20 protein-coding genes and 1 pseudogene are annotated in these 25,460 nt (G+C 70.2%); 8 read left to right on the top strand and 13 right to left on the bottom strand.

Annotated features, from left to right (window positions below; genetic code table 11):
* Positions 1–81 precede the first annotated feature (81 nt).
* Complete coding sequence (locus ACWD5D_RS37965) at positions 82–2,082, bottom strand: hypothetical protein (protein WP_451377361.1); 2,001 nt, start codon at positions 2,080–2,082, stop codon at positions 82–84.
* A gap of 179 nt (positions 2,083–2,261) precedes the next feature.
* Between ACWD5D_RS37965 and ACWD5D_RS37960 the strand changes: the two genes are divergently transcribed.
* Positions 2,262–3,638, top strand: a complete 1,377-nt coding sequence (locus ACWD5D_RS37960) for a cytochrome P450 (protein ID WP_451377360.1) — start codon at positions 2,262–2,264, stop codon at positions 3,636–3,638.
* Between the two features lie 189 nt (positions 3,639–3,827).
* Here ACWD5D_RS37960 and ACWD5D_RS37955 read toward each other — a convergent pair whose 3' ends face one another.
* Both ACWD5D_RS37955 and ACWD5D_RS37950 read right to left on the bottom strand, forming a co-directional pair.
* Positions 3,828–5,396 (bottom strand): sodium:solute symporter family protein, encoded by a 1,569-nt coding sequence (locus ACWD5D_RS37955; RefSeq protein ID WP_451377359.1) that lies wholly within the window; start codon positions 5,394–5,396, stop codon positions 3,828–3,830.
* 172 nt (positions 5,397–5,568) lie between these two features.
* Positions 5,569–6,357: an SDR family oxidoreductase gene (locus ACWD5D_RS37950; RefSeq protein WP_451377358.1), complete on the bottom strand. Its 789-nt coding sequence runs from the start codon at positions 6,355–6,357 to the stop codon at positions 5,569–5,571.
* A gap of 74 nt (positions 6,358–6,431) precedes the next feature.
* On the opposite strand from ACWD5D_RS37950, the gene ACWD5D_RS37945 reads away from it, so the two are divergent.
* The gene (locus ACWD5D_RS37945; protein ID WP_451377357.1) at positions 6,432–7,274 is read left to right on the top strand and encodes a hypothetical protein; all 843 of its coding nucleotides are present in this window, start codon (positions 6,432–6,434) and stop codon (positions 7,272–7,274) included.
* 34 nt (positions 7,275–7,308) lie between these two features.
* Here the strand turns inward: ACWD5D_RS37945 and ACWD5D_RS37940 are convergent, their stop codons facing one another.
* Together ACWD5D_RS37940 and ACWD5D_RS37935 are read right to left on the bottom strand one after the other, a co-directional pair.
* The gene (locus tag ACWD5D_RS37940; RefSeq protein WP_451377356.1) at positions 7,309–9,219 is read right to left on the bottom strand and encodes an MFS transporter; all 1,911 of its coding nucleotides are present in this window, start codon (positions 9,217–9,219) and stop codon (positions 7,309–7,311) included.
* A gap of 198 nt (positions 9,220–9,417) precedes the next feature.
* Positions 9,418–11,910 carry a D-alanyl-D-alanine carboxypeptidase gene (locus ACWD5D_RS37935; RefSeq protein ID WP_451377355.1) on the bottom strand — a complete coding sequence of 831 codons (2,493 nt, stop codon included), beginning with the start codon at positions 11,908–11,910 and terminating at the stop codon, positions 9,418–9,420.
* A 181-nt stretch (positions 11,911–12,091) separates the two neighbouring features.
* On the opposite strand from ACWD5D_RS37935, the gene ACWD5D_RS37930 reads away from it, so the two are divergent.
* The 3 genes from ACWD5D_RS37930 to ACWD5D_RS37920 all read left to right on the top strand — a co-directional run bounded on the left by ACWD5D_RS37930 (position 12,092) and on the right by ACWD5D_RS37920 (position 14,379).
* Complete coding sequence (locus ACWD5D_RS37930; protein WP_451377354.1) at positions 12,092–12,847, top strand: GOLPH3/VPS74 family protein; 756 nt, start codon at positions 12,092–12,094, stop codon at positions 12,845–12,847.
* 291 nt (positions 12,848–13,138) lie between these two features.
* Positions 13,139–13,996 carry a helix-turn-helix domain-containing protein gene (locus tag ACWD5D_RS37925; protein WP_451377353.1) on the top strand — a complete coding sequence of 286 codons (858 nt, stop codon included), beginning with the start codon at positions 13,139–13,141 and terminating at the stop codon, positions 13,994–13,996.
* 191 nt (positions 13,997–14,187) lie between these two features.
* Entirely contained in the window at positions 14,188–14,379 is a 192-nt protein-coding gene (locus ACWD5D_RS37920) for a DUF397 domain-containing protein (RefSeq protein ID WP_451377352.1), read from the top strand.
* Positions 14,380–14,549: 170 nt separating this feature from the next.
* Here ACWD5D_RS37920 and ACWD5D_RS37915 read toward each other — a convergent pair whose 3' ends face one another.
* The 3 genes from ACWD5D_RS37915 to ACWD5D_RS37905 all read right to left on the bottom strand — a co-directional run bounded on the left by ACWD5D_RS37915 (position 14,550) and on the right by ACWD5D_RS37905 (position 17,075).
* Positions 14,550–15,398, bottom strand: a complete 849-nt coding sequence (locus tag ACWD5D_RS37915; RefSeq protein WP_451377351.1) for a MerR family transcriptional regulator — start codon at positions 15,396–15,398, stop codon at positions 14,550–14,552.
* A 79-nt stretch (positions 15,399–15,477) separates the two neighbouring features.
* Positions 15,478–15,987, bottom strand: a complete 510-nt coding sequence (locus ACWD5D_RS37910) for a glutathione peroxidase (protein WP_451377350.1) — start codon at positions 15,985–15,987, stop codon at positions 15,478–15,480.
* Complete coding sequence (locus ACWD5D_RS37905; RefSeq protein ID WP_451377349.1) at positions 15,984–17,075, bottom strand: ArsR family transcriptional regulator; 1,092 nt, start codon at positions 17,073–17,075, stop codon at positions 15,984–15,986. Before ACWD5D_RS37905 ends, ACWD5D_RS37910 begins: the two co-directional genes overlap by 4 nt.
* Positions 17,076–17,185: 110 nt before the next feature.
* On the opposite strand from ACWD5D_RS37905, the gene ACWD5D_RS37900 reads away from it, so the two are divergent.
* Entirely contained in the window at positions 17,186–18,376 is a 1,191-nt protein-coding gene (locus tag ACWD5D_RS37900; protein ID WP_451377348.1) for an MFS transporter, read from the top strand.
* Here the strand turns inward: ACWD5D_RS37900 and ACWD5D_RS37895 are convergent.
* Entirely contained in the window at positions 18,321–19,148 is an 828-nt protein-coding gene (locus tag ACWD5D_RS37895) for a slipin family protein (protein WP_451377347.1), read from the bottom strand. The two genes, ACWD5D_RS37900 and ACWD5D_RS37895, sit on opposite strands and share 56 nt — an antisense overlap.
* Before the next feature lie 176 nt (positions 19,149–19,324).
* A complete protein-coding gene (locus ACWD5D_RS37890; protein ID WP_451377346.1) occupies positions 19,325–21,727 on the bottom strand; it encodes a SpoIIE family protein phosphatase in 2,403 nt (800 codons plus the stop codon).
* A 237-nt stretch (positions 21,728–21,964) separates the two neighbouring features.
* On the opposite strand from ACWD5D_RS37890, the gene ACWD5D_RS37885 reads away from it, so the two are divergent.
* Positions 21,965–22,123 carry a hypothetical protein gene (locus ACWD5D_RS37885; RefSeq protein ID WP_451377345.1) on the top strand — a complete coding sequence of 53 codons (159 nt, stop codon included), beginning with the start codon at positions 21,965–21,967 and terminating at the stop codon, positions 22,121–22,123.
* Positions 22,124–22,370: 247 nt separating this feature from the next.
* Here ACWD5D_RS37885 and ACWD5D_RS37880 read toward each other — a convergent pair whose 3' ends face one another.
* The 3 genes from ACWD5D_RS37880 to ACWD5D_RS37870 form a co-directional block, all read right to left on the bottom strand.
* The gene (locus ACWD5D_RS37880) at positions 22,371–23,087 is read right to left on the bottom strand and encodes an NADPH-dependent F420 reductase (protein ID WP_451377344.1); all 717 of its coding nucleotides are present in this window, start codon (positions 23,085–23,087) and stop codon (positions 22,371–22,373) included.
* A gap of 64 nt (positions 23,088–23,151) precedes the next feature.
* The gene (locus tag ACWD5D_RS37875) at positions 23,152–24,183 is read right to left on the bottom strand and encodes an LLM class flavin-dependent oxidoreductase (protein ID WP_451377343.1); all 1,032 of its coding nucleotides are present in this window, start codon (positions 24,181–24,183) and stop codon (positions 23,152–23,154) included.
* Positions 24,184–24,897: 714 nt separating this feature from the next.
* Positions 24,898–25,119: a hypothetical protein gene (locus tag ACWD5D_RS37870; protein ID WP_451377342.1), complete on the bottom strand. Its 222-nt coding sequence runs from the start codon at positions 25,117–25,119 to the stop codon at positions 24,898–24,900.
* A 201-nt stretch (positions 25,120–25,320) separates the two neighbouring features.
* On the opposite strand from ACWD5D_RS37870, the pseudogene ACWD5D_RS37865 reads away from it, so the two are divergent.
* Positions 25,321–25,460: pseudogene (locus tag ACWD5D_RS37865) on the top strand (DNA-directed RNA polymerase subunit alpha); the annotation flags it as partial.

The raw sequence follows: 25,460 nt of genomic DNA, 5'->3' as shown, positions 1-25,460 counted from the left end.
ACGCCGGCCTCTTGCGACCCGACAGGGTCCAAGAGGCCGGCGTCATGTTGTCCGCGGTCCTTGCTCCGGTACCTGGAGACCTCACTTTGGTCCGAGCTCAGTGGTGCGCTGGCACGTCACGTGTCCTTCGCAGAAGGCTCGCAGCATGAGGTCCTGGGCTGCGCCGGGCTGCATGACTGCTCCGAGCAGACGTCGTATGGCGACTCGGGTGTTGGGCGTGTTCGCGATCATCTCTGAGCGAAGTGAGGGCGTGGCGTGCCAGAGGAGCACCTCCTTGTCCAGCGCGTCGGTGAGAGTGCCGGCGCTGTCCTTGCCGGCGGAGCGGCGGTCCAGTCCGTGGAGGACGTAGGTCAACTCGTCGTCAAGTCGTTCGGAGCACATGCATGTGGTGGCGCGCTCTGCGGCGTCGCTGGTGCCCGTGGTGTGGAGACTGCGGCTGTGTTCGATGAGCGCACGTCCGGCAGCGGTTCGGCTTCGCACGGCGGCAGCGGTGGTGGCCTGCGACTGGTTCCACTCCGAGAGCGTGGGCGTGTCTGGCACGGGCCTGCCGTTGAGGTATGCGGCGAGCCGTTGCACACGGGCGTAGACGTTGCCGCGCTCGCCCCACCAGCAGTAGCCCATTCCGGACAGAAGCATCCGGTCTGTGGCATCGTCGTTCTCGGGGCCGAGCGGCAGATATTCGGGCAGGTGGCCGACGAGCCGACTGGCAGCCTGGGGAGGCAGCCCCCGGCAGAGGGTTCCCGTCTCGAAGATCGCGGCCTCGGCGTCGAGGTCGGTGAGGGACGCTGCCAGCACCGAGAGCATCATGTTCCAGGCGCCGTAAAGCATTTCTCTCAGGTCTTTCGGATCCGGGAAAGCCCATACGCCGTAGTTCGAATATCCCATGGAAACCATGGCGGCGAGTCGCACGCGTGCGGGATACTCGGACAGCCAACCGGGAAAGCATGCGTCGACGATTTGATAAGGGGCAGAGCCGGCGATCGAGTCCATCTCCCGCTGGAAACATATCCCATGGTTGCCCACAGTGTGGCGCCATGCCGAGTGACCGATCGTGTCGAAATGCAAGTCTTCGGGGAGTTCGAGGCCGCTGTCGAGGCCCAGACGTTGATAACTCTTTCCGTAATCTGCCATCGAGGTGAGGCAGAGGTACAGCCTCGCCCGCTGCTCCGTCTCCGGCATTCCGTCTGTGCCGACTACATTCCACCATCCCAGCATGAGGCCCGGTATGTGCTTATAGCTGTCCACTCCGATGGTTTCGGGGGCACCGTGCGTGGTGCGCTGATGCACTTTGGGGGTCAGTGGAATGGATTCCGGAGCGGTCCCGCCCGCCTGTTCGGCGGCTACCTTTTCCCTGCGGGCGAGTTCGGACAGGGTCACGCGATAGGACATGACAATTCCCAGCCATGTCAGGAGCAGGTGTAGATAGTCGACCCCGGGGACCGCGATGTTCGCCGCAGCTCTCCTGAACCCGTTTCGGTAGCTCTCGAAGGTCCGTGCGCACAGGCGGCCGGCTCGGCGTGACCACGGCGAATTCAGGCGGCTGTGCAGTTCGGCGATGGTCGGCCAGCCTTCGCCGCGGTGGGGGTCCTCTGGAGCGCATCTCGTGAACAACGTGCGCCAGTTCTCGTACGCCGGCAGCCGGAGAGGTGAATCCGAGGCCGTCCCGGAGACCCACGGCCTACCGCCCGCACAACCCGCTTGGCAGTAGAAGTTCTCCGGCACAGGGGGTAGCGCTTCAGACGCGATGGGCGTCGAGCCGCCACTGGCGGCGTAGGTGTCCTCGAACAACTCGGCGAGCCAGAGCAGCGCGGCAAGATGGTCTTCGTCGTCAAGGGAGAAAATCCCGAGATCGACGGGCAATACATCCGACACCCAGTCGCCTGCCCGAGGTCTGAAGCGCCCTGAATCCAAGACGGCTTCTGTGAGCTTCCACCCGGGCAGCGATGACAGGGAGAACCGCGCGTCGAGCTTGGCTACGGAAGCCTGCTCGGTCCCTGCGGACAGCGCGAGGTCATAGCTCCCGAACCAGCCATGTATGACCCCTTCCCGACTCTTTTGTGCCTTTATCTTCTCTGGAATCACTTCGCTGCCTCTCGACGTGCCGGCAAGTACCTTTGACCGGCACTCCCTCGGAAAGCAAGTGACGTCGCACCTGTTCCTTTCCGCCCGTACATGCGATATTTCCCTCACGTTGTCACCGTCGGCCGCAGCGTAATCGCTGCGCCTGTAACTCGATCAACATTGGGGAACGTCCTCCCATCATGAATACACAGACCCCGCCCTGTGCGCCGGGGGCGCTACCACTGCTCGGGCACACCCTGCCTCTGCTTCGAGACCCCCTGTCCTTTCTCACCGCGCTCCCGGCCATCGGTGATCTGGTGCAGGTCAGGCTGGGCCCCTGGCGTGCCTACGTGGTGTGCAGTCCTCGGCTCGTCCATCAACTGCTCGTCGACGACCGGACGTTCGACAAGGGCGGCCCGCTCATCGACAGGGCCCGCGAAGCCCTCGGCGCCGGGGTTGCCACCTGCCCTCACGGCCAGCATCGCAGGCAGCGGCGGCTGAACCAGCCCGCGTTCCACCGGGGCCGCATGCCCGGCTATGCCGCTCAGATGACAAAGCACCTCGCGGACCTCACAGACTCATGGCGTGAGGGCCAGACCGTCGACGTCCTGTCCGCACTGGAGGAGACCGCGGTCCGGATCCTCATCGCCACGATGTTCACCGGTGCCGCGCTGTCGGACGAGGACCTCACGGAGATGCTCCGCGACGTCATGGGTATCTCCCGGGGTGTCTTCCGGAAGATGCTCATGCCCTCGATGCTGGCGAAGCTGCCTGTGCTGGGAAACCGCGAATTCGACAAGTCCCACGCGCACTTGCGCCACCTCGCCAAGAAGACCATCGCGCACCACCGGAAGAGCGGTAGCGATCACGGAGACCTCCTCTCCGCCCTGGTGGCCGCCCAGGATCCGGACTCCCACGGCAGCGGGGCGTACCTCTCCGACGACGAACTCACCGACACGATCATCAGCTATTTCTTCGCCGGAGCGGAGACGAGTGCCAGTCTCGCCGCGTGGGCCCTGTATTTCACGGCCACTCACCCCGAAATCGAAGAACAGCTGCACGCCGAAGTCGACCGGGTCCTGGGCGGGTCCCCCGCCACCTACGCCGATCTCCCTCAGCTCGACGTGACCAGCCGCATCATCACCGAAACCCTGCGCATACGCCCTCCCGCCTGGATCTTCACACGTACCACCACGAAAGAGGCCGAACTGGGACGTTATCGAGTCCCTGTGGGCACCACGGTCCTCTACAGCCAGTACCTCGTCCACCACCGGCCGGACGTCTTCCAGGACCCGGACCACTTCGACCCCGACAGGTGGCGTCACGACCGTTCCGACCCACCGCCCCCCGGTGCCTTCGTTCCCTTCGCCACCGGCGCCCGTAAGTGCATCGGAGACACCTTCACCACAACCGAAGCGGTCCTGGCCCTGGCAACCATCGCCGCGCGCTGGAACCTCAGGCCAAGCCCCGGCACGAAGATCCGCACAGCGCCCGGCGGTCTCGTGCTGCGCCCCGCCGGCCTGCGCATGGTCGTTGGAGCGCGCCCTCGGACGCGAACCGCGCCACACCTCCCGTAGGGGCATGACCCAGATATGCCAGAGTCTGCCGCGGGATGGTCTTGGGGTCTGGGCGGCTCGTTACGACCCGTCGTCCGGCGTGAGGATACGGGCCGGATGCGCGAAAAAGGGGCGTGGGAACTGTGCGACCAGCCCCCACGCCCCCGCAGTCGGCGTACACCTATCACCGAACGGCACCGCCTCGAACGCTCACTCCCTCGCCGGCGCCCCGACAACTCCGTCCCCCGGGGCCGCCGGCGCCGGAACAGCCGCAGCGCCCTCGCCGTTCGTGTTGACGATCTCGATGATCGCGAGCCGTTCGGGCGTGTCCTCCGGCTTCAGGAAGCCGATGAGGATGTACAGCACCAGGGAGACCGCCAGCGGCACCGAGACCTGGTACTGCAGCGGCACGCCCCCGTCCACGTTCCAGTTGATGGGGTAGTTGACCAGCCAGAAGGCCAGCAGGCCCGCGCCCCAGCTGACGAGCGCCGCCGTGGGACCGGAGCGGCGGAACGGGCGGAGCAGACCCAGCATCATCGGGATCGCGATCGGACCCATCAGACCGGCCACCCACTTGATGACGACCGTGATGATGTCCTTGAACGTGGGGGAGTTGACCTGCGTCGCCACCGCCATGGACAGGCCGAGGAAGACCACCGTCGTCACGCGGGCCGCGACCAGGCCCGACCGCTCACCCCACGCCCGCGCCCGAGCGGACAGCACCGGTGCCACGTCCCGCGTGAACACCGCGGCGATCGCGTTCGCGTCGGAGGAGCACATCGCCATCGTGTGGGAGAAGAACCCGACGATCACCAGTCCCAACAGCCCGTGCGGAAGCAGCTGTTCGGTCATCAGGGCATACGAGTCGGAGCCGTCCGGCTTCTGCGCGTGCACCAGCAGCGGCGATATCCACATGGGGAAGAACAGCACCACCGGCCACACCAGCCACAGCGTGGCCGACAACCGCGCCGACCGCTCGGCCTCCCGCGGGCTGCCCGTGGCCATGTACCGCTGCGCCTGGTTGAGCATGCCGCCGTTGTACTCGAACAGCTTGATGAAGAGGAACGCGAGCAGGAACACCGTCCCGTACGGCCCCACCAGCGGCTTGCCGTGCCCGTGCAGCGCCGGCTGGTCCCAGACGTCGAAGAAGCCGATGTTCTTGTCGTTCAGCTTCAGTACGACGGCGATGAACATCGAGACGCCGGCCAGCAACTGGATGACGAACTGGCCGAGTTCGGTCAGCGCGTCCGCCCACAGACCGCCGATGGTGCAGTAGACGGCGGTGATCGCACCGGTGATGAGGATGCCCTGGTTCAGGGACACCCCGGTGAACACCGACAACAGGGTCGCGATCGCCGCCCACTTGGCGCCCACGTCCACGATCTTCAGCAGCATGCCCGACCAGGCGAGCGCCTGCTGCGTGGAGAGGTTGTACCGGTTCTTCAGGTACTCCAGCGGGGAAGCCACATGGAGCCGGGACCGCAACCGGTTGATGCGTGGGGCGAACAGCTTGGAGCCGACGGCGATGCCGAGCGCGATCGGGAAGGACCAGGTGACGAAGGAGGTGACGCCGTAGGTGTAGGCGATCCCCGCGTACCCGGTGAACATCACGGCGCTGTAGCCCGACATGTGGTGCGAGATGCCGGACAGCCACCAGGGCATCTTGCCCCCGGCCGTGAAGAAGTCACTGACGTCGTCCACGCGCTTGTGCGACCAGACGCCGATCGCGACCATCACTCCGAAGTAGCCGATGAGCACGGCCCAGTCGAGACCGTTCATGTGTCCCCTTCCAAGGTTCACAGCCAGGGTCAGGCATGTGAACTTTGGTTTCGAACGTGGACACAGGGCAAGGAAGCGGAAGGTCAAGAGCAGGTAAAGATGTTCGTCGTGGTGACCTCTGTTCACATGGATGAACAGTCATTCCCTTGGCCGTCCTCATGGCCAAGTGCGGCTACCGCATCAGCTCACCCGCGTTGACCAGCAGCGACTGCCCCGTGATGGCCCGTGCCCGGTCCGAGGCCAGGAACACCGCCGCGTCCGCCACGTCCCCGTCCGTCGCCAGTTCCGGCAACGCCATCCGCCCGGCCAGCCGCCCCAGCACCTCCGCCTCCGGTACCCCTTCCGTCTGCGCGGTGAACTGGACGTACGCCTGCACCGGCGGTCCCCACATCCAGCCCGGCAGAACGGTGTTGACCCGGATCCGGTGCGGCCCGAGCTCCCGCGCCAGCGAGTACATCGTGCTGGTCAGTGCCCCCTTCGAGGCGGCGTACGCGGCCTGCGCGACCTGAGAGGGCGCGGCGAGTGCCGACTGCGTCCCGATGAACACCACCGACCCGCCCCCGCCCGCCTTCAGCGCCGGCAGGCATGCCCGCGTCATCCGCAGCGTGCCCAGCAGGTTCACGTCGATGACCGACTGCCAGGTCGCGAAGTCCGCGTCCTCGACCCCGCCGAAGTACGAGTCCCAGGCGGCCACGTGCACCACGGCGTCGATCGCCCCGAACCGCTCGCGCGCAAGAGCGGCCAGCGCCTCGCACCGCCCCTCGTCGGTGATGTCGGTCGCCCGGTACGCCGTGTGCGCGCCCTCCGGGTCGATCTCGGCCGCGCTCTTGGCGAGGTTCGCCTCCGTGCGCGCCCCCAGCACCGCGTTCCCGCCGTCCCGGACGACGGCCGCGGCGACCTGATGGCCGAGCCCGGCGCCGACCCCGGAGACGACGACGGTCTTTCCCGCGAGCAGTGGCATGGAGACCTCCCGAACCCTGGCGCTTTATCTGACGGAGCGTCAGAGTATGGGCGACCGCAGGAAAGGGGAACCGCATGAGCGAGGACACCCGCAGTGAGCTGTACGCCGAACTGGCCGCCGTGGGCCCCTACGGCGTCCACCCCGGCCACGCCCTGATCACCATGGTGGAGCCGCACCCCGGCGACGAGTACGCCTACAACCGCTGGTACGAGGACGACCACTACTACGCCGGCGCCATGGCCATGCCCTGGATGTACGCCGGCCGCCGCTGGGTCGCCACCCGTGACCTGCAACTCCTGCGGTATCCGGAGAAGTCGGCCGTCGCCCGGCCGGTGACCGCCGGCTGCTACCTCTCCACCTACTGGATCACCGACGGCCGCTACGACGACCACATGAAGTGGACCGTCGCCATCAACAAGCGCCTCAACCGCGACGCCCGCGTCCACCACGCCCGCACCCACGTCTTCACGGCCTTCCAGGACCACGCGACCACGGTCTACCGCGACGGCGCGGCCGGCCCGAGGGACGTCCACGCCCTCGACCACCCGTACGTGGGCCTGGTACTGGAGGTGATCGACGCGGAGTCGGCCGAGCAGCGCGCCCGGCTGCTGGAGTGGCTCACCGCCCGCCACCTCCCCAGGCGCCTGGCGGGCTCCCCGGCGGCCATGGTGACGGTCTTCCGCCCGACCCCGCTGCCCAGCGACCGCATGACCTACGTCAAGCAGGTCGAGGGCGTCGACACCCGCCTGACCCTGCTGTGGTTCCTGGAGCAGGACCCGCGGGAGTGCTGGGAAGGGCACTTCCGCGGGCCGGCCGAGCAGGTGGCACGGGCGGGGCTGGGCCGGGTGGAGCTGATGGCACCCTTCATCCCCACGGTGCCGGGCACCGACCGCTACGTGTCGGAGCTGCGCGGCTGACCGCGCCGGATGTCACTTCGGCTCCTGCCGGACGTCATTTCAGCTCCTCAGGGCACGGAGTACCCCGGGGCAGCTGGTACGGCGACGCCAGCCGGTACGTACCGGGCTTCGGGGCGACCAGCACCGTCCACGTGTCCCCGTCCCCGTCCTCCGCGGACTTCATCAGGCACCCGTTGACGTTGTCGTACGTCTTCGGCGTCCCCTCGGCCCGGTGCTTGGACTCCGCCGTCTCCTGCGGCGGCTTCAGGCTCTTGCCGTGCTCGTCCACGATGCTCAGCCAGGGCGAGTACGGAAGCCTGATCAGTATCCGCCCGGCGCCGCCCACCCGCAGCGTCCACTCGCCCTGCTCGGCCCGGTCCACCACCGCGTTCGGCTCGGCGAGCGGCACCGGGTCGGTGACCTTGAAGAGCTGCCAGTTGGCGTCGCCCCAGATCTGCGTCAGGTACGGCATCCCGCGCCGCAGCAGCTGCCGCTCGCGGTCGGCGCCGCTGTCCCCGTCCGGGTTGTCCTTCGGCAGCACCACGAAGTGCACGGCCCACCGCTGGAGCCATTCGTGGTAGTTCGCCGAGTTGAGGGTGTCGTCGTAGAAGAGCGGGTTGCGTTCGATGTCGGCCTGCCGGTTCCAGCCGCGGGCCAGGTTCACGTACGGCGCGAGCGCGGAGGCCTCGCGGTGCGAGCGCGCCGGGACCACCTCGACCCTGCCCTTCTCCGCGCCGACCCGCTGGAGCTCGTTGACCAGCGGGGCCAGCTCCCGGGCCCAGGACGCGGCCGGGGTGGTGTGCACCATGTCGTCGACCGACTTGAAACCTATCCAGCCGGCGAAGCCGAGGAAGGCCAGGACCGTGACGTACCACTTGCGCGAGCGCGGCACCGTGAACGGCAGCGCGGCGATCAGCGTCGCACCCGCGAACAGCATCGGCAGCCGCGACATGTTCGAGCCGATCTGCGAGTTGATCAGCCACACCAGGACGACACCGATGCTGTAGACGGCGGCCGTGAGGCGGACCGTCTTCCACTCCCTGGGCACGAGGAACAGGCACAGCAGGCCGTACAGCAGGGGCAGCACCACCGAGCCGAACCTCATCGGCTGGGTGCCGGAGAACGGGAACAGCCACGCCGAGACGGCCACCACCGCGACCGGCGCGAGGCCCAGCGCCCACGCGCCGGGCCGCCGCTTCTGCAGGAACAGCGCGGCCGCGACCAGGCCCACGAACAGCCCCGCGACCGGCGAGGACATCGTGGCGAGCGCGGCCAGCGGGGCCGCGACCAGGGCCTTCGCCCAGCGTTTGAACCGCCAGCGGTGGGGCCAGCAGAAGACGGCCACGACCGCGCCGAGCCCGAACATCGTGCCGAGCCCGAAGGTCACCCGCCCGGACACGGCGTTGCAGAGGAACGCGAAGACCCCGGCGAGCGAGGCCCACAGCGGGTTCTTCACCACCCGGCTGCGGATCAGGACCAGCGTGAGCAGGCCCGCCGAGACCGTACCGGCGATCATCATCGTCGTACGGACGCCGAGCACGGACATCAGGTACGGCGACACCACGCTGTACGACACCGGGTGCATGCCCCCGTACCAGGCGAGGTTGTACGCCGAGTCGGGGTGCCGGCCGACGAACTCCGCCCAGGCGTCCTGGGCCGCGAGGTCCCCGCCGCTGTTCGCGAACACGAAGAACCAGATGATGTGCAGCACGCCCGCGAGGGCGGTGACGGAGAGGGCCGGGTGCCGCAGGAGCCGCTGCCGCAGCGGCTCGGCGGCGGCACGGAGGCGGGCGGCACGTCCCGGACGCGCGTCGCCGTCACTGTCGGTGACGTCTGCGGTGTCGCCGCACTGCTGACGCTCCGTACTCCCCGTACGTTCCGTGTCAGTCGCGGACAGGCGTATTCGCGGGCCGGATCCCGGGTCCGGATCGGCGTCGTCGGCGCGTTTCGGCTCGGTTGTGGCCACCTGAAGGCACTCCCCGTGTCCCGTCTTCTGTTCGCGGCCGCGTTCCTCGGTGTTCGCGGCCTCGTCCCGTCCAGTTCGCGGCCCTGTCCCCCGACCGGCGAGCTGCCCCGATTCGTGACGCTAGCACGCACCCCGCCACAGGGCTCCCGGGTGGGGCTCCCTGGACGGGGTGCGCGGGCGGGCGTGCGGGTGGTGCGCTCAGCCCAGCCGGGTGAGCTTCGCGGTGAAACCGGGCTTGGCCAGGTCCTTCCGCAGAGCCACCGGAACCTTCACCGAACCGGCCGAACCGTCACCCACGGTGAGGGTGCCGACCTCGGTGCCGGCCTTCGCGATGTGCGGCACCGAGGCGGACGTGAAGGAGAGCTTCACCTTCAGACCGGACCAGCCGGCCGCGGTGACGTCCTTGGTGACCACGACCGGTGTACGGCCGCCGAGGCCGTCGTCGACGTACCCGACGACGTCGCCCTTCTTCAGGACCGTCGCCGGCTTCAGGGCGCCCTGCGCGGCCCGGATCAGCTTGTCGCCCGCGTCCAGGACACCGCTGATGATCGTGTTGTCGAAACCGCCGGCGGGCTGGCGCATGACGGCGCCGATGATCGTGCGGGTCTCGCCGCCGACGTCCTGCTTCGCGGCGAAGACCAGGTTGCCGAGGGCGGAGGTGGTGGTGCCGGTCTTGATGCCGACGACGTTGTTGTGGCCGACCAGACGGTTGTAGTTGGAGTGGTTCACGCCCTTGTAGTCGTCGTACGACATCATCGCCGCGACCTCGCGGAAGGCGGGCTGCTCCATGGCGGCCTTGGCGAGCTTGACCTGGTCGACGGCCGTACTGACCGTCGAGTCGGTCAGACCCGAGGGGTCGGTATACCTGGTGTCGGTCATGCCGAGGTCCTTGGCGGCGGCGTTCATCTTCGTCACGAACGCCTCCTCCGAACCCGAGTCCCAACGGGCGAGCAGACGTGCCACGTTGTTGGCGGAGGGCAGGAGGATGGCCTCCAGCGCCTCGCGTTCGGAGATGCGGTCGCCGGCGGTCACCGGGACGGTGGACTCCTGGCCGGCGTCCGACTGCTCCTCGGCGGGCTTGTCTATCTTGATCTTGGGCCCGTCCGCGCCGCTCTTGAGGGGGTGGTCGCGCAGGATCAGGTAGGCCGTCATGACCTTCGCGAGGCTCGCGATCGGTACGGGCTTCTGGGTACCGGAGGAGCCGAACGTGCCGATGCCCTGGACGTCGAGGGCGGCCTGGCCGGTGGCCGGCCAGGGGATGCCGGGCTTGGCGCCGCCGAAGGTGTAGGTCTCCTCCGTGGTGAGGTCCAGGGTGGGCTTCGGGAGGGGGCGCAGGGTCTGTACGACCGCAAAGACGATCGCCAGGAGGAGGACCAGAGGGGTCCAGATCTTGACCCGGCGTATCAGGGTGCGGAAGGGGGTCTGCGGGGGCGGGGGCGTGTTCGTCAGCTCGGCCAGGAGGTCGAGCGGGGGCTTCGGGGGAAGCGGCTGCTGGGTGGTGCGCTCCGGGCCGACCTGCGGGAAGGCGGTGGTGGCCGTGGTGGACGGGACGTCAGGATTCCTCAGCGGGACGAACTTGCTGCCGCCCAGCTTGAGCATGGTGGTCGGCTGGTCGACCTCCGGCTTCTTGGGGCGGAGGGCCTTGAAGGCGGTGGTGGGCTGATCGACGGGCGAAGCCTTGGCTTCGCGGTCGGCGTCGGTGTCCGTCGCCTCGGCTTCGCCTTCGGTGTCGGTGTTCCCATCCGCACCACCTGTGCGGGTCTCGTCGTCGGCCGCAGGCGGCCCCTGTGGGGCCTTCTCGCCGTCGGCGGCCCGCGGGTCGGCGTCGGTGTCCGTCGCCTCGGTGTCGGTGTCGGTGTCGGTGTCGGTGTTCCCATCCGCACCCCCCGTGCGGGTCTCGTCGTCGGCCGCAGGAGGCCTCTGTGGGGCGTCCTCGCCGTCGGCGGCCCGCGGGGCCTCGTCGGCGGCCTGCGAGTCCTCGTCAGAGGCCTCTGGGGCCTCAGAGGCCTTGTCGGTGGTCTGCGGGTCCTCGTCCGGAGTCTGCCGGTCGTCGTCCGAGGCCGTCGGGCTCTCGTCGGCGGGCTCCGCTTCGGGCTCGTCGGCAGCTTCGGCGGTGTCCTCGGCGGCAGCCTCGGTGGCGGGCTCCGAGGTGGCTTCCTCGTCCGCGGTCGGGTCCGTGGCCGTCTTCGCGTCCTCGGCGGCCGGCTCCGAGGGGGTGTCGTCCGAGTTGGCGTCCGACTCGGTGTCAGCCCGCACCTCGGCGTCGGCCTTCGCGCCCGTGCCGGCCTCAGGCGCCGCGGCGGCCTCGGCCTCCGTCCCGGCCGTCGGCGCCGTCCCGGCCGTCGGCTCCTGCTCCTGCCCGGCCTTCGGCTCCTGCTCGGCCTTCGGCTCCTGCTCGGCATTCGGGGTGGAGGCCGAGCGGACCCAGGCGGAGACGGCGTTCTTGAGGTCCGTGTCGTCGTCGCCCTTCGGGGACTTGGTGTCGTCCTCCTCGGACTTCAGGTCGCGGACGGACAGGACTTTCGTGGCGGTGTCCACTGCCGCCGCCGCGGAATCCTTTTCGCGGGAGACGGCGAGGCGCGGATCGCGGGCCTCGGGAACCGAATCCCTGGTCTCCGGCGTCGGTTCCACCGACGACTCGCGCTGCTTCGACCTGTCGGGGGACTCGCCCGCCACCGATGCCTCCTCCATGCGCCGCACGCCCATTTGCGCGCCCTGTCCGAACCATGTACCAGTGTCCTGTGTGAGGGCTTGGCCCCCGTGGTAGACGAGAACGACATACCTACCGGTTCCCTTACGAACCGGTCACGCACTCTCGACAGACCAATGTGAGAGGGGTCACCCTGTCATTCATCCACGCGGGGAGGCATGGATGGGCAGGAGCCGCAGAACAATTCCGGAGGAGCTTCTGCTGCTGGCACTGGACCCGGCCACGGGTACCACTGCACAGCCGCAGTCGCTCGACCTCGGTCTGGCCGGAGCACAGCTAGTGGAGCTGGCGCTGGCCGGACGGATAGCCCCAGACGGGGATCGTATCGCCGTGGTGGTGCCACGGCCGACTGGAGATCCGACTTTGGACTGTGCGTTGGAGTTGCTGCGAAGGCGTGGCGCTCCCGTGCGGGCTGTGCACTGGATCGGCGGACCCCGGCTGGGGCTGCGTCAGATCTATCTCTCGCATCTGGAGCGGTGCGGCATGGTTGCCGCCGTACCGGGTCAGATGTGCGGGGTGTTGCCGACGACGCGGTACCAGGCGACGGACACCGAGATCAGCCGGGAGATCCGATCCCGGCTGGATTCGGCGATCCGCACCGGCGTACCGCCGGACCCGCGGACCGCGGCGCTCGCCGCGCTGGCCCACGCGGTCGGCCTCGGCAAGCACCTTTATCCGGGGAACGAGGGCAGGTCCTCGCGCTCCCGGCTGCGGGATCTGATCCGGCACGACCCGATGGGCGGTCTCGTCGCGCACGCCGTGATGGACGTGCAGAACGGCGCGGCCACGCAGCCGCGCCGCGGTCCGGCCGCGGCCGCACGGCAGACCGGGCCCGGAGGCAGGCCCGCGGCGGAGCCCGCACGCGCGGTTCCGATGCAGCCGCGCCACGGATCCATGGCACGCGCCGTGGTCCACTGATCGACCGCACTGATCAGCCGTACCGATCGGCCGCACCGTCGGCGCCAGGACCGGTTCGGGAGCCGCTGGTTCGAGCGGGGTGGTGGGACCCGTGGTCCCACCACCCCGCTCGGCCGCTTCCGGCACTCCTGTTCCGCGGCCCACTTCCGTGGTCCGTCTCCGTGCCCGAACTGACGCGTACGCACCGCATATCCACCGTTTGCCAGCGGTGGAAAGCGCCTTGGTGGCAATCTGCTCAACAGCAGATACGCAAAGTGTCAGGAACAGGCAGCAGCCGGAGGTGCACGTCCCGTGGCGTCCAATGTCAATCCCACCGTCAGGCGACGCCGGCTGGGCCAGGAGCTGCGCAAGCTCCGTGAGCTCAAGGGCATGACGGCGGAAGAGGTGGCCGAGCGCCTGCTCGTGTCGCAGTCGAAGATCAGCCGCCTGGAGAACGGTCGCCGAAGCATCAGCCAGCGCGACGTGCGCGACCTGTGCGGGGTGTACGAGGTCGAGGACCAGCGGATCGTGGATTCGCTGATGGAGATGGCCCGGGACTCGCGCCAGCAGGGCTGGTGGCACACCTTCGGCGACATCCCGTACAGCGTCTACATCGGGCTGGAGACCGACGCCGAGTCGCTCCGGGTGTACGAACCCCAGCTGGTGACCGGTCTGCTGCAGACCCGCGCCTACGCGGAGGCCCTGGTGCAGGGCGCGTTGCCGGAGACCTCGACCGCCGAGATCGAGAAGCGTGTGCAGGTGCGCATGCGGCGACAGGAACGTATCACCGCCGAGCACAACCCCCTGCGGCTGTGGGTGGTGCTGGACGAGGCGGCGCTCAAGCGCGTCGTGGGCAGCCGGCTGGTCATGCGGGAGCAGCTGGAGCACCTGAGCGAGATGTCCCAGCTGCCGCATGTCACCGTGCAGGTGCTGCCGTTCGAGGTGGGCGCGCACCCGGGGCTCAACGGCCAGTACGCGATCCTGGAGTTCGCCGACGCGGCCGACTCCAGCGTGGTCTACCTGGAGGGCGTCACCAGCGACCTGTACCTGGAGAAGGCGCCGGACGTGCAGAAGTACGCCGTGATGTACGAGCACCTGCGGGCACAGTCCCTCAATGTGGAACAGTCCCGGCAGTACATCGCAAAGGTGGCCAAAGAGTACGCGGATTGAGTCCTGTCCCACAGGAAGCGCGGGATCGTACACCGCCACTCCGCTCAAGCGGAAGGCTCTCCTGGAATATGCCATCCGCTTGAGTGAACGACTCCTCCGGCAGGCGCAGTTGCCCGGTAGCGTCGATCACGCCAATCGGTCGACAAGGTTGGCGTGAACCGCACTGCAGCAACTCGCAAACAGGAGTGGACATGGCACTGATTCAGGGCGCTTCGGAGACGTGGATGAAGTCCTCCTATTCCGCGGGCAACGGCGCCTGCGTCGAGGTCAAGTCGCCCGCCGTCGCGGAGCTCGCCGTACGCGACTCCAAGGTCGTCGAGGGCCCGACCCTGGCCTTCCCCGCCGAGGCGTGGAACGCCTTCGTCGCCTCGGTCAAGGCGTAGGGGGCGCTCTCTGACCCTCGCGCCTAGCCGCATCGGCGGCAACAACCGCACAAGCAGGACCCGCAGAGCCCTCTCGACCAGTCGCCGTCCTTGCCGAGAGGGCTCGGCATCTCCCGCCCCGGGGAACGGCCGTACCGCCCCGAGGATCTCGGGATCACCGGCTCACCGGATCACGACACCGGGAACGCCACGTCGCACACCGGGTCCTCGGCACCGGCCGCGCCCCAGTCCGCGAAGTACACCTCCCTGCACGGACCGGCGATCTCCAGCCCCTCCTGCCGCACCCAGTGCTCCACCGCCTCGAACGCGGCGATGATCTGCGGATGCGCCACCTGGGCCTTGGTGATCCGGGTGAAGGCCAGCCGGGCCGCCGGCTCGATGCGCACCCGCGTCGCCCACGGTCCGCCGTGCCGCTCCACCCACGCCCGGGCCGCCGCCTCGTCGGCCACCGGCACACAGGACTCGGCCGGGCCGTCACTCTCCGTCGACACCTCGGAGTGGTAGACGACGAACGGCGCCCCGGCCACGCCCCCGCACTCCCGGGCCGCCGCCTCCAGGCGGCCCAGCGAGGAACCGATCCAGGTCGGCAGCTCGTCCGCCAGCGTGTGCCGGGACTCGGTGATCACCACCTGCGCCGGCACGTCCACCGTCTCGACCACGAACTTCTCGTACATCTCGGAACTCCTCCCCGACAGACGTCCACGGAGGTACGAGGCGAGGGTGCGCTGCCCGGCCAGCCGGGTCTCCACGTCCGCCCAGTAGGCGGCGAGCCGGTCGGCGGCCTCCGTGCCCTCGGCTCCGACGATCTCGGCGATCCGGGCCAGCGGCATGTCCAGCTGCCGCAGCAGGGCCACCAGACGGGCCTGTTCCACCTGGCCGGCGCGGTAGTAGCGGTAGCCGCTGGCGTCGTCGACCTGGGCCGGCACGAGCAGACCGAGACGGTCGTACAGCCGCAGTGCCTTCGCCGAGAGGCGGGAGCGCGCGGCGAACGCGCCGATGGTGAGCAACTCCTCGTTCACCCTGTCATCCTCCGTCACCGGGCGGCTCTGCCCGCCCGGTGACAGGGACGCTCTCGCCTGCCCCAGGGGCAAGGTCAAGCTACTGGCCGAGCCGGCCCTCGATGGCCGCCACGACCTCGGCGGACTCCGGCTCGGTCTGCGGCGCGAAGCGCGCGACGACCTGGCCGTCCCGGCCGATCAGGAACTTCTCGAAGTTCCAGCGGATGTCACCGCTGTGCCCCTCGGCGTCGGCGAAGTCCACCAGACGCTCGTACAGCGTGTGCCGGCCCTCCCCGTTCACCTCGACCTTCTCGGTCATCGGGAAGGTCACGCCGTACGTCGCCGAGCAGAACTCGGCGATCTCCCCGGCGGTGCCGGGCTCCTGCCCGAGGAACTGGTTGCAGGGCACCCCGAGCACGGTGAACCCCTGCTCGGCGTACCGCTCCTGCAGCCGCTCCAGGCCCGCGTACTGGGGGGTCAGGCCGCACTTGGAGGCCACGTTCACGATCAGCACGGTCTTGCCCGCGTACTGCGCGAGGTCGGCGGAGCCGCCCTGGAGGGCCCCGATCTCGGTGTCCAGGACGGAGGTGTTGTGGTCAGAAGTCGTCATGAGCGGGATGTTATGCGCTGCGTCCGCAGGGGCGGACGCGCAGGGGTGGCGGGCTTGGTGGTGGGTGGCCGCGGCGGCGTCGTGGCTGGTCGCTCGCCCCCGGCCGCGCCCTTCGGGGCGGTGCCCCCCGCTGCCTCCAGCAGCACCTCGCCCGCCGCCGTCCGCCCGTACAGCACCGAGCGCCCGGACCGCCACCGCTCCACCAGCCCCGCCTCCCGCAGCACCTTCAGATGCCGTCCGACCGAGCCCAGCCCCTGCCCGGTCACCGCCGTCAGCTGGGTGGTGGTCAGCGGGGAGTCCAGCAGCACGAGCACCCCGGCCCGCGCCGTGCCGAGCAGTGCGTCCAGGCTCGCGGGCACGGGCCGGTCGCGGTGGCCGGCGAGGGCACCGGCGCAGGGGTAGACCACGGCGTACCGCTGCCCGTCCTCCCAGGCCGCCCAGCCGTGCCGCTGGGCCGTCACCGGCACGAAGAGCAGCTCGGCGCCCGAGATCTCGCGCGGCGGGTACTCGTGCAGGTTGACCTGGAACCGGCTGTCCCCGAGCCACCGGGTGCCGCCCGGCCGCAGCGAGTCCAGCACCCCCGCCCAGCCGCCCCGGCTCACCCGCGCGGTCCGCGCCGTCACGTCCGCCTCCAGCACCCGCCGGCGCCGCTCCCACGACGGCCGTACGGTCTCCTCCCACACCCACTCCAGCAGCGCGGCCGCCCGCTCGGGCAGGTCGTCCCGGTCCAGCACGGCCGGCAGCGGACCGGCCAGGGAGAGGAGCAGATGCGCCCGGGCAGCGGCCGGGTCCACCGCCCGCACCCGGCCGACCTCGACGGCGAAGTCCTCCCCGCCGCGGGGCGTGGGCGTCAGGAAGTCGGCGATCCACTCGCGGCCCAGCCCGGCCCGCACCAGCCGCGCGGTCACCGGGTCCGCCGCGAGCAGCGCCCGGTAGCCGGGCAGATGCGCGCGCAGCCACTCCTGCTCCCCGGGATGCGCACCGGCGCCCGAATGCAGCAGCTTCAGGCTCGCGAAGGTCTCGGCGAGCGGAGAGATGACGAACCGGCTGCGCGCCAGCGTGTCCGCGTTGAGCTGCCACCACCCCACGGTCCGCCCCCGTTCCCGATCCCCTGGTGTGCCCCCGTGCGAGGGCCACGTCCTTTCGCGTGACAGCGAAACATTAACGGCCCCCGCTCACCCCGCCCGAGACTCCCCGCATGTCCAGCTACCGATCCCTGTTCCGCACGCCCGAGTTCGGCCCGTTGTTCTTCGGTGTGGCCCTGCAGACCGCCGCGCAGACCGTCGGCGGCCTCGCGCTCGGCACGCTCGTGTACCGGGCGACCGGATCGCCGCTGCTGTCGGCGGTGAGCATGTTCGGCCCCTCGCTCGCCCAGGTGCTGGGCGCGACCTTCCTGCTCTCCGGCGCCGACCGGCTGCCTCCGCGCACGACCCTGGCCGCGATCGCGCTGGCCTTCGCGGCGGGTACGGCGGTCCAGGCGCTGCCCGGCCTGCCGACCGGCGCGCTGTTCGCGGTCGTCCTGCTGCTGGGCCTGGTGGCCTCGCTGGGCGGCGGGGTCCGCTGGGGTCTGCTGAACGAGATCCTGGCCAAGGACGGCTATCTGCCGGGGCGTTCGCTGTTCAACATGGCGGGCGGCCTGATGCAGATCGCCGGGTTCGGCACCGGCGGCGTCCTGCTGGCCACCCTCTCGCCGCGCACCTGCCTGCTGCTCGCCTCGGCGCTGTACCTGACGGCCGCGCTCGTCCTGCGGCTCGGCCTGACCGCCCGCCCGCCCCGCGCCACGGGCCGCCCCTCCGCGGCGGCGACCTGGCGCACCAACGTCCTGCTGTGGTCGGACCGTCCGCGCCGTCTCACCTACCTGGGCCTGTGGCTGCCCAACGGCCTGGTCGTCGGCTGCGAGTCGCTGTACGTGTCGTACGACCCCGGTGCGGCCGGCATCCTGTTCGCGTGCGGGGCGCTGGGCATGTTCGCCGGGGACCTCACGGTGGGCCGGCTGCTGCCGCCCGCCGTACGCGCCCGGCTCGCGACCCCGCTGCTCGTGCTGCTGGCGGCGCCCTACCTGCTGTTCGCCGCGCACCCGCCACTGGCCGTGGCGGTGGTCTGCGCGACGACGGCCTCCGCCGGGTTCGCCGCGAGCCTCGTGCAGCAGGAGCGGCTGATGAACCTGACCCCCGACGAACTCGCCGGTCACGCCCTCGGGTTGCACTCCGCGGGCATGCTGACGCTGCAGGGCGTGAGCGCGGCGCTGGCCGGTTCGGTCGCCCAACTCACCTCACCGGCCACGGCGATGACCGTGATGGCGGCGGCCTCGCTGGCCGTCACCCTGGCGCTCGTTACTGCTGCTCGGCGTCCGGCTGAGGCTGCTGTGCCGGAACCTGCCGCGCGGTGATGTCCGCGTCCATCTTCTTGGTGGCCTTGTCGAAGTAGCGCAGCAGCTCGACCGGGAACGGCATCACCAGCGTGGAGTTCTTCTCGGCGGCGACCTCGACGACGGTCTGCAGCAGCCTGAGCTGCATGGCCTCCGGCGTGTCCGACATGATCCGCGAGGCGTTGGCGAGCTGCTGCGCGGCCTGGAACTCACCGTCCGCGGTGATGACCCGGGCCCGCCGCTCCCGCTCCGCCTCGGCCTGCCGCGACATGGACCGCTTCAGCGACTCCGGCAGCTGTACGTCCTTGATCTCGACGCGGTCGATGTGGACGCCCCAGCCCGCGGCCGGGCTGTCGATCATCAGCGCCAGCCCCTCGTGCAGCCGCTCCCGGTCGCTGAGCAGGTCGTCCAGGTCGCTCTTGCCGATGATGGACCGCAGGGAGGACTGGGCGACCTGGCCGACGGCGAAGACGTAGTCCTGCACCTCGATGGCGGCCCGGACCGGGTCGGTCACCCGGAAGTAGACGACGGCGTCGACCTTCACCGACACGTTGTCCCTGGTGATGCCCTCCTGAGTCGGCACGGGCATGGTCACGATCTGCACGTTCATCTTGCGCATCCGGTCGGCGAACGGGATGAGGAAGGTGATCCCGGGCTGCCGGTGGCCGGGCAGGGCCTTGCCCCACCGGAACACCACTCCGCGCTCCACCTGGTTGACGACCCGCATCCCGCTCTTCAGCACGAGCAGCAGGGCCCCGACCACGATCACCACTGCGACGACGGTGCCTTCCATGGCACTCCATTCTCCGACGCGACTGCCGTCCGGTTCCGGACAACGAGGAGGACACCGTGACGGGGCCGTCGGATGCGTCCCCGGCGTCAGGGATCCGTAAAGAATCCGCGCGACGGGGTCCGTCGGGGGCCCGGCCCGCCCGGTCGCCGAGGAAACCGGTGGGAGCGGCCGCCGGGTCAGGCCAGGGCGGTGACGGGCTCCTCCGCCCAGATGGTCTTGCCGCGGTCCTCGTACCGGGTACCCCACCGCTGGGCGAACTGCGAGACCAGCAGCAGCCCGCGGCCGCCCTCGTCGGTCGTCCGGGCGTGCCGCAGATGCGGGGCCGCGCTGCTGCCGTCGGACACCTCCACGCTCAGCGTGCGGTCGCGGATCAGCCGCAGCTGCACGGGCGGCTTGGCGTACCGGATGGCGTTGGTGACCAGTTCGCTGACGATCAGCTCGGTGGAGAACACCTCGTCCTCCATGGCCCAGGTGCTCAGCTGGCGGGCGGTGAGCGAGCGGGCGGTGGCGACGGCCTCCGGGTCGGCGGGCAGCACCCAGGTGGCGACGCGCGCCGGATCGAGCGAGCGGGTGCAGGCCACCAGGACCGCCGCGTCCTTCCAGGGGTCGGGCGGCACCAGCTCCTCGGTCAGGCGCAGACAGAGATCCTGCGGCGACCCGCGGAAGGCGGACAACAGGCTGCCGAGCCGCTCGTGCGCGTCGTGCTGGGCGTCGTCGCCCTTGAACGCCTGCAGCAGACCCGACGTGTACAGCACCAGCCGGCTGCCGTCGGACAGCCGCAGCTTCGTCTTCGCGAAGGGCGGGCCGGGCCGGCCGAGCGGCGGACCCGCGGCGATGTCGGGGAAGGACACGGTGCCGTCCGCGGCCAGCAGCGCCAGCCCCGCCGGTCCGGCGGTGGCCACGGTGGCCTGGCAGGTGACGGGGTCGTAGACCAGGTAGAGGCAGCTGGTGCCGACGGGGCTGCCGGAGGGTTCCTGGGCGGTCTCGGCCTGCATCTGGCGGACCAGGTCGTCCAGGCGGGCCGTCAGCTCGTCGGGGGCGAGACCGAGGGAGGCCAGCGTGTGCACGGCGGTGCGCAGCCGCCCCGCGGTGGCGGCGGCCCGCACACCGCGGCCGGGGGTGCTGCCGGCCACGAGGGCCACCCGGGCGCCGGGCAGGGCGATCACGTCGGTCCAGTCGCCGCCCGCGCCGGACTGCACCCAGTGGTGGGCCGCCCGGACCGCGCGCGGCGCATGGAGGTCGCGGGGCACCAGACCGCGCTGCAGGGTGAGCACGGTGTTGCGTTCGCGCACGTAGCGGTGGGCGTTGTCCAGCGCGACGGCGGTACGGGCGGCGAGATCCTGGGCCACGGTCAGGTCGTCGTCCTCGAAGGGGCCGCGGTCGGTCCACCGGTAGAAGGTGACCAGGCCCAGCGTGCTGTCGCGGGCTCGTAGCGGGACCGACATCAGGGAGTGGACCCCCTCCTCCCGCATCCGCCGGCCCCGGACCACGTCGCGGCGCACCCAGTCGCTGTCCTCACCGACCGTGCGCACCAGACACGCCTGGTGGTCGTTGAGGACCTGGACGGCGGGCGCCGCGTCGGGATAGCTGCTGACCTCGCCGATCGCGTAGGCGCCCGTGTGGCTGTCGGCCTGGACGGACCGGGAGGCGGCCCGCCGCAGGTCCCAGCGCGGCTCGATCGGCCCGCCCGGTACCTCCTCCCCGGTCAGCACCGGCTCCAGGAGGTCCACGGCCACCCGGTCGGCCAGCCGGGGCACCACCACGTCGGCGAGTTCGGCCGCGGTGCTCAGCACGTCCAGGGTGGTGCCGATACGGGAACCGGCCTCGGCGATCAGGGCGAGCCGCTCCCTTACGCGGTACTGCTCGGTCACGTCGGCGACCAGGTCGGCGAGGCCGAGGATCCGGCCGTCGGTGTCCTCCAGGCGGAACACGGACGCCGAGTAGATGTGCTCGTGTTCCGGATCGCAGGGAGGCCGGCCGCGCTTCTCGAAGGCGAGCACCGGCTCCCCGGTCTCCAGCACCTCGGTCATCACCTGCTCGGCCTTCTCGGCACTGAAGTCCGCCCACGCCTGAGTGGGCCGCATCCCCAGCTTCTCGGTCACCTCGGTGCCCTGCATGCCGACGGCGGCGGCGTTGTAGCGGGTCAGGCGCAGATCGGCGTCCAGGACGAACAGGCCGATGGGGGAGCGGGTGAACAGAGCCTCCAGCAGCGCCCGGTCCACGGCGCTCCTGTCGGCCTCCGTGCCCCCGGGCTGCCCGGGCTCCGCGCGCTCCTCGAGTGCCGCGCCCTTCTCGGACGCGCCTGACGGCCCCAGGTCGATCCTCCAGCGCAGCACGTTCCCCGCCTCGTGCTCGGCGCTCACCCGCACCCGGCAGGCGACGGGGTGCCCGTCCCGGTGCCGCAGCACGACATCGGCGCGCGCCTCGGCCGCCGGCGCGTCGGCGATGAACTCCCTGGCCTTCCGGCCGACGATCTGCCGCGCGGGATATCCGAGCAATTGTTCGGCGGCAGTACTCCACGCGACGACGACGCCTTCGTCATCGACCGCGAGAGAAGCCCTGTACGTCGAATCGTTCATGGTCACCCGACCGTTCTCGCGCCGGCACAGTGCGGTCGTACCCCCCAGTCTGACCGGGGTGCCCCGACTCGGCATTCCGTTCGGCCGTACGGCGCCACGCGCCGGCCCTGCCGCGCACCGAGCCGCTTTCCGCAACTCGGCCGGGCGCGGGAGGCTCCCGGGCCCCGCACCTCCCGGGATCGCCACCGGGCGATCGCGGCCGGCCGGGCCGTCCCGGCCGACTACCGCTTCCGCTGTGTGCAACTGGGCACACCGGACACGCGGCAGCGCCTGGCCCGCCTCGCGGTGGGCGAGGACGTCGACTTCTTCTGCCTCAACGACGTGGAGACCGCCCCGGCGGCCAGGGCGGGAGCACAGGCCGCCATCCGCGCCACCCGTCCTCTGTCGCACCCCTGACCGCGAAAGTCCCGTCACAGCCGCAGCCGAGGGAACAGGAAGCCCGGCATCCCGACTGACACCACCCGACGAAGACCCCAGCTCCGAACCACCCGAGCCGGGAGGCCGGCCGATCCGGCCTCGGCAGCCCTGGAACCGGGGCCGGCGAACGGCCCGTATCGCCGCCCCGAGCCCCTCGACCAGCTATCTCGTGCCGACGCCGACGCCGGGCCACGACAGGGTCGGCGCCGCCCTGGCCCGGTGTGGGTCAGGCGGCGCGTTCGGTCGGTTCCGGGTCGGCGTTCCGCGCGCTGGTCACGGCCTGTCCGCGGTCCGACTCCGGGAAGCGGTCCAGCATCGCGCGCAGTTCGTCGGCGCCGACGTTGGCGCCGAAGGGCTCGGTGCCCGGTTCGAGCCGTACCCCTTCGGCGAGCGGGCCCGCCACGACGGGGTCGAAGCCGAGAGCGTCGACGAGGTGCGCGACCGTGGCCAGGCCGTCCGGATCGTCACCGGCGATCGCGATGGCCTTGCGTCCGGTCGTCCCCGCGGGCCGGGCCCCGTCCTCGAGGTCGTGGTACCCCATGTGGTTGAACGCCTTGATCACGCGCGATCCCGGCAGGTACGCCTGCACGATCTCGCTGGAGGAGGTGAGCGGGTCGGTGAGGTCCTCACGGATGCCGTCGACCTCCCACCAGTAGTTCATCGCGTCGACGACGAGCTTGCCCCGCAGCGCTTCGGCGGGAACGCCGCGGTACTTGCCGAGCGGGAGCGCGAGCACGGCCACGTCCGCCTCCGCCGCGGCCTGCGCGGCGGTGACCGGGACGGCGCCGGGCGTGAGGACTTCGACGGTGAGGGCGATCTCGGCGGGATCGCCGGACCCCGCGACGAGCACGCGGTAGCCGGCTGCCAGGGCCAGCCGCGCCAGAACGGTGCCGACCTTGCCCGCGCCCAGGATGCCGACGGTGCGTACGGCGTTGCTGTCCACGTCTTCTCCGCCTTCTCTGGCTTCTCTGCCTTCTCTGCCTTCTCCGTCTTCTCCGTTCATGGCGTCAGCCGGCGAGGATGTCGCGGACCATCGGGATCACCTTCGTGCCGTACAGCTCGACGGCGCGCAGGCGGGCGCTCACCGGCTGAGCACCGCTGGTGTAGATGAGGTCGAACCGGCCGACGCCGAGAGCCTCGATGGCGCGGGCCATCTTGCGGGCGACCGTCTCGGGGGAGCCGACATAGAGGGAGCCGTGCTCGATCTCGGCTTCGTACTCCTCCTTGCGGACCGGCGGCCAGCCCCGCAGCGCGCCGATGCGGTCACGGATGACCCGGTAGTGCGGCCAGTGATGCTCCCGGGCCTCCTCGTCCGTGTCGGCGATGAAGCCCGGCGAGTGCATCCCGACCGGATGGGCGGTCGTGCCGAACTTGTCGGCGGCGCGCTCGTAGAGGTCGATGTACGGCGCGAAGCGCTCCGGGCTGCCACCGATGATGGCGATCATGAGCGGGAACCCGTAGCGCGCGGTGCGGATGACCGACTGGGGTGTACCGCCCACGCCGACCCAGGTGTTCAGGTGCCCGGACTCGGTCTTCGGGAAGACGTCGGCGTCGTCGAGCGGCGGCCGCTTGGTGCCGCTCCAGGTGACGGGCTTCTCCTCCAGCAGCTTGGCGAAGAGCTCGATCTTCTCCTCGAACAGCACGTCGTAGTCGGCGAGGTCGTACCCGAACAAGGGGAACGACTCGGTGAAGGAGCCACGCCCGAGGATGACCTCGGCCCGGCCGTTCGAGAGCGCGTCCACGGTGGAGAAGCGCTGGAAGACGCGGACCGGATCGTCGGAGCTCAGCACGGTCACGCCGGAGGCCAGGCGGATGCGGTCGGTGCGCGTGGCGATGCCGGCGAGGACGGTCTCCGGGCTCGAGATCGCGAACTCCGGGCGGTGGTGCTCCCCGAGGGCGATGACGTCGACGCCGGTCTCCTCCGCGAGGAGGGCCTCGTCGAGCACCTGCCGGATGGCGCGCGCGTCGGACACCGGTGTGCCGGAGTCGTCCTGCGGCACATCGCCGAACGTGTCGAGACCGAACTCGAGATCAGACATGAGTGGACTCCTTCACGACTGCTTGACGCGTCAATTATCTTCCAATGTACTTGACTCGTCAAACATGTGAGCTGGCGACCGCCACCGGACGCAGCCGTCGAAAGGTCCCGTCGAAAGATCCCGCCACTCGCGGCACCCGCTGTCAGCGGTGGTGAGCCACGTCGAAGGGTTCACCGTGGGGGCGGCGGACAACGCGCCGCGCCGGGGCACTTCAGGATCTACGAGGCGCCCCGCCGTCTCCGCGCAGACCGACGCGTCCACCCCGTGGCGTTCCGGATCCGCTGTCCCCCGCTCGTTCCGCGCGCTTGTGGCGCGGAGTCGTGCGACGTCCAGCGGATCGCGTCGGTGAGCTGCCTCACCACTTCCGTCAGTTGTTCGTGAGCTGGTACCGACCGAGGACGTGACGGGTGGTCAGCACCGGAGAAGGCCCGCGGGAAGCCACCGAGACCGCCGCACGCGGGGGAGCTGAGCGGCCTTGGGCTACGCCGCGCGCGTGTCCGGGGCGGGCCCCTGTGCCTCCTCGGGCAGGAAGGTCTCGACGTCCCCGAAGTCCGGAGTCTGGAAGGGGTTTGTCGTCGGAGGCGGCGATGCCGGAGCGGCCCGGCGGGGCTGCCCTTCAAGGGCGGAGAACAGCGACGTCAGATCGATGAGAGGGCTCACTTTCGTTGCAGGCCCCTGACGGGGCCTGGCGTGCCGTCGACCGGCACAGCGGTCCTACAGCTTGGTCATCTTGGGGTACGGGCTCAAGATCCGCATCGGCTCCGAGCCGAAGTCCACGAGTGCCGCGATTCCGTCCTCGATGCCGATCACCCGACCGAGGCCGTACACGTCGTGTGTGACCTGGTCTCCCACGGCGAAGTGCTTGGGAGGCGGTGTGACCGGGGGCTTGAAGGGGCTGGTGGGCAAATGACGCTTCGGTGCAGCAGGCTTTGTCATCGTCCCCAGTATGCGCCCGAACCGCGTCGGCGGCTGCCTTGCCGATCGTCGGACTCCGCTTCGGCGGGAGCCGAGCCTGCCGACCGGCAGGCAAAAGGGAGAGGTCGGGCGGTTCGGCTTCTTAGGAGGCCGAACCGCCCGTACTCTTCGTTGTGTCAACGGCGTCAGATAGCGGGCGCCAAACACTGGAGGCAATACCTCGTGCTGATTGCTCAGCGTCCCTCGTTGACCGAAGAGGTCGTCGATGAGTTCCGCTCCCGGTTCGTGATCGAGCCGCTGGAGCCGGGCTTCGGCTACACCCTCGGCAACTCCCTTCGTCGCACCCTTCTGTCGTCGATTCC

This window comes from Streptomyces sp. NPDC002520 (assembly GCF_053595235.1).
The sequence above is the reverse complement of the archived record's forward strand: the minus strand, read 5'-3'. Positions and strand labels throughout refer to the sequence as shown.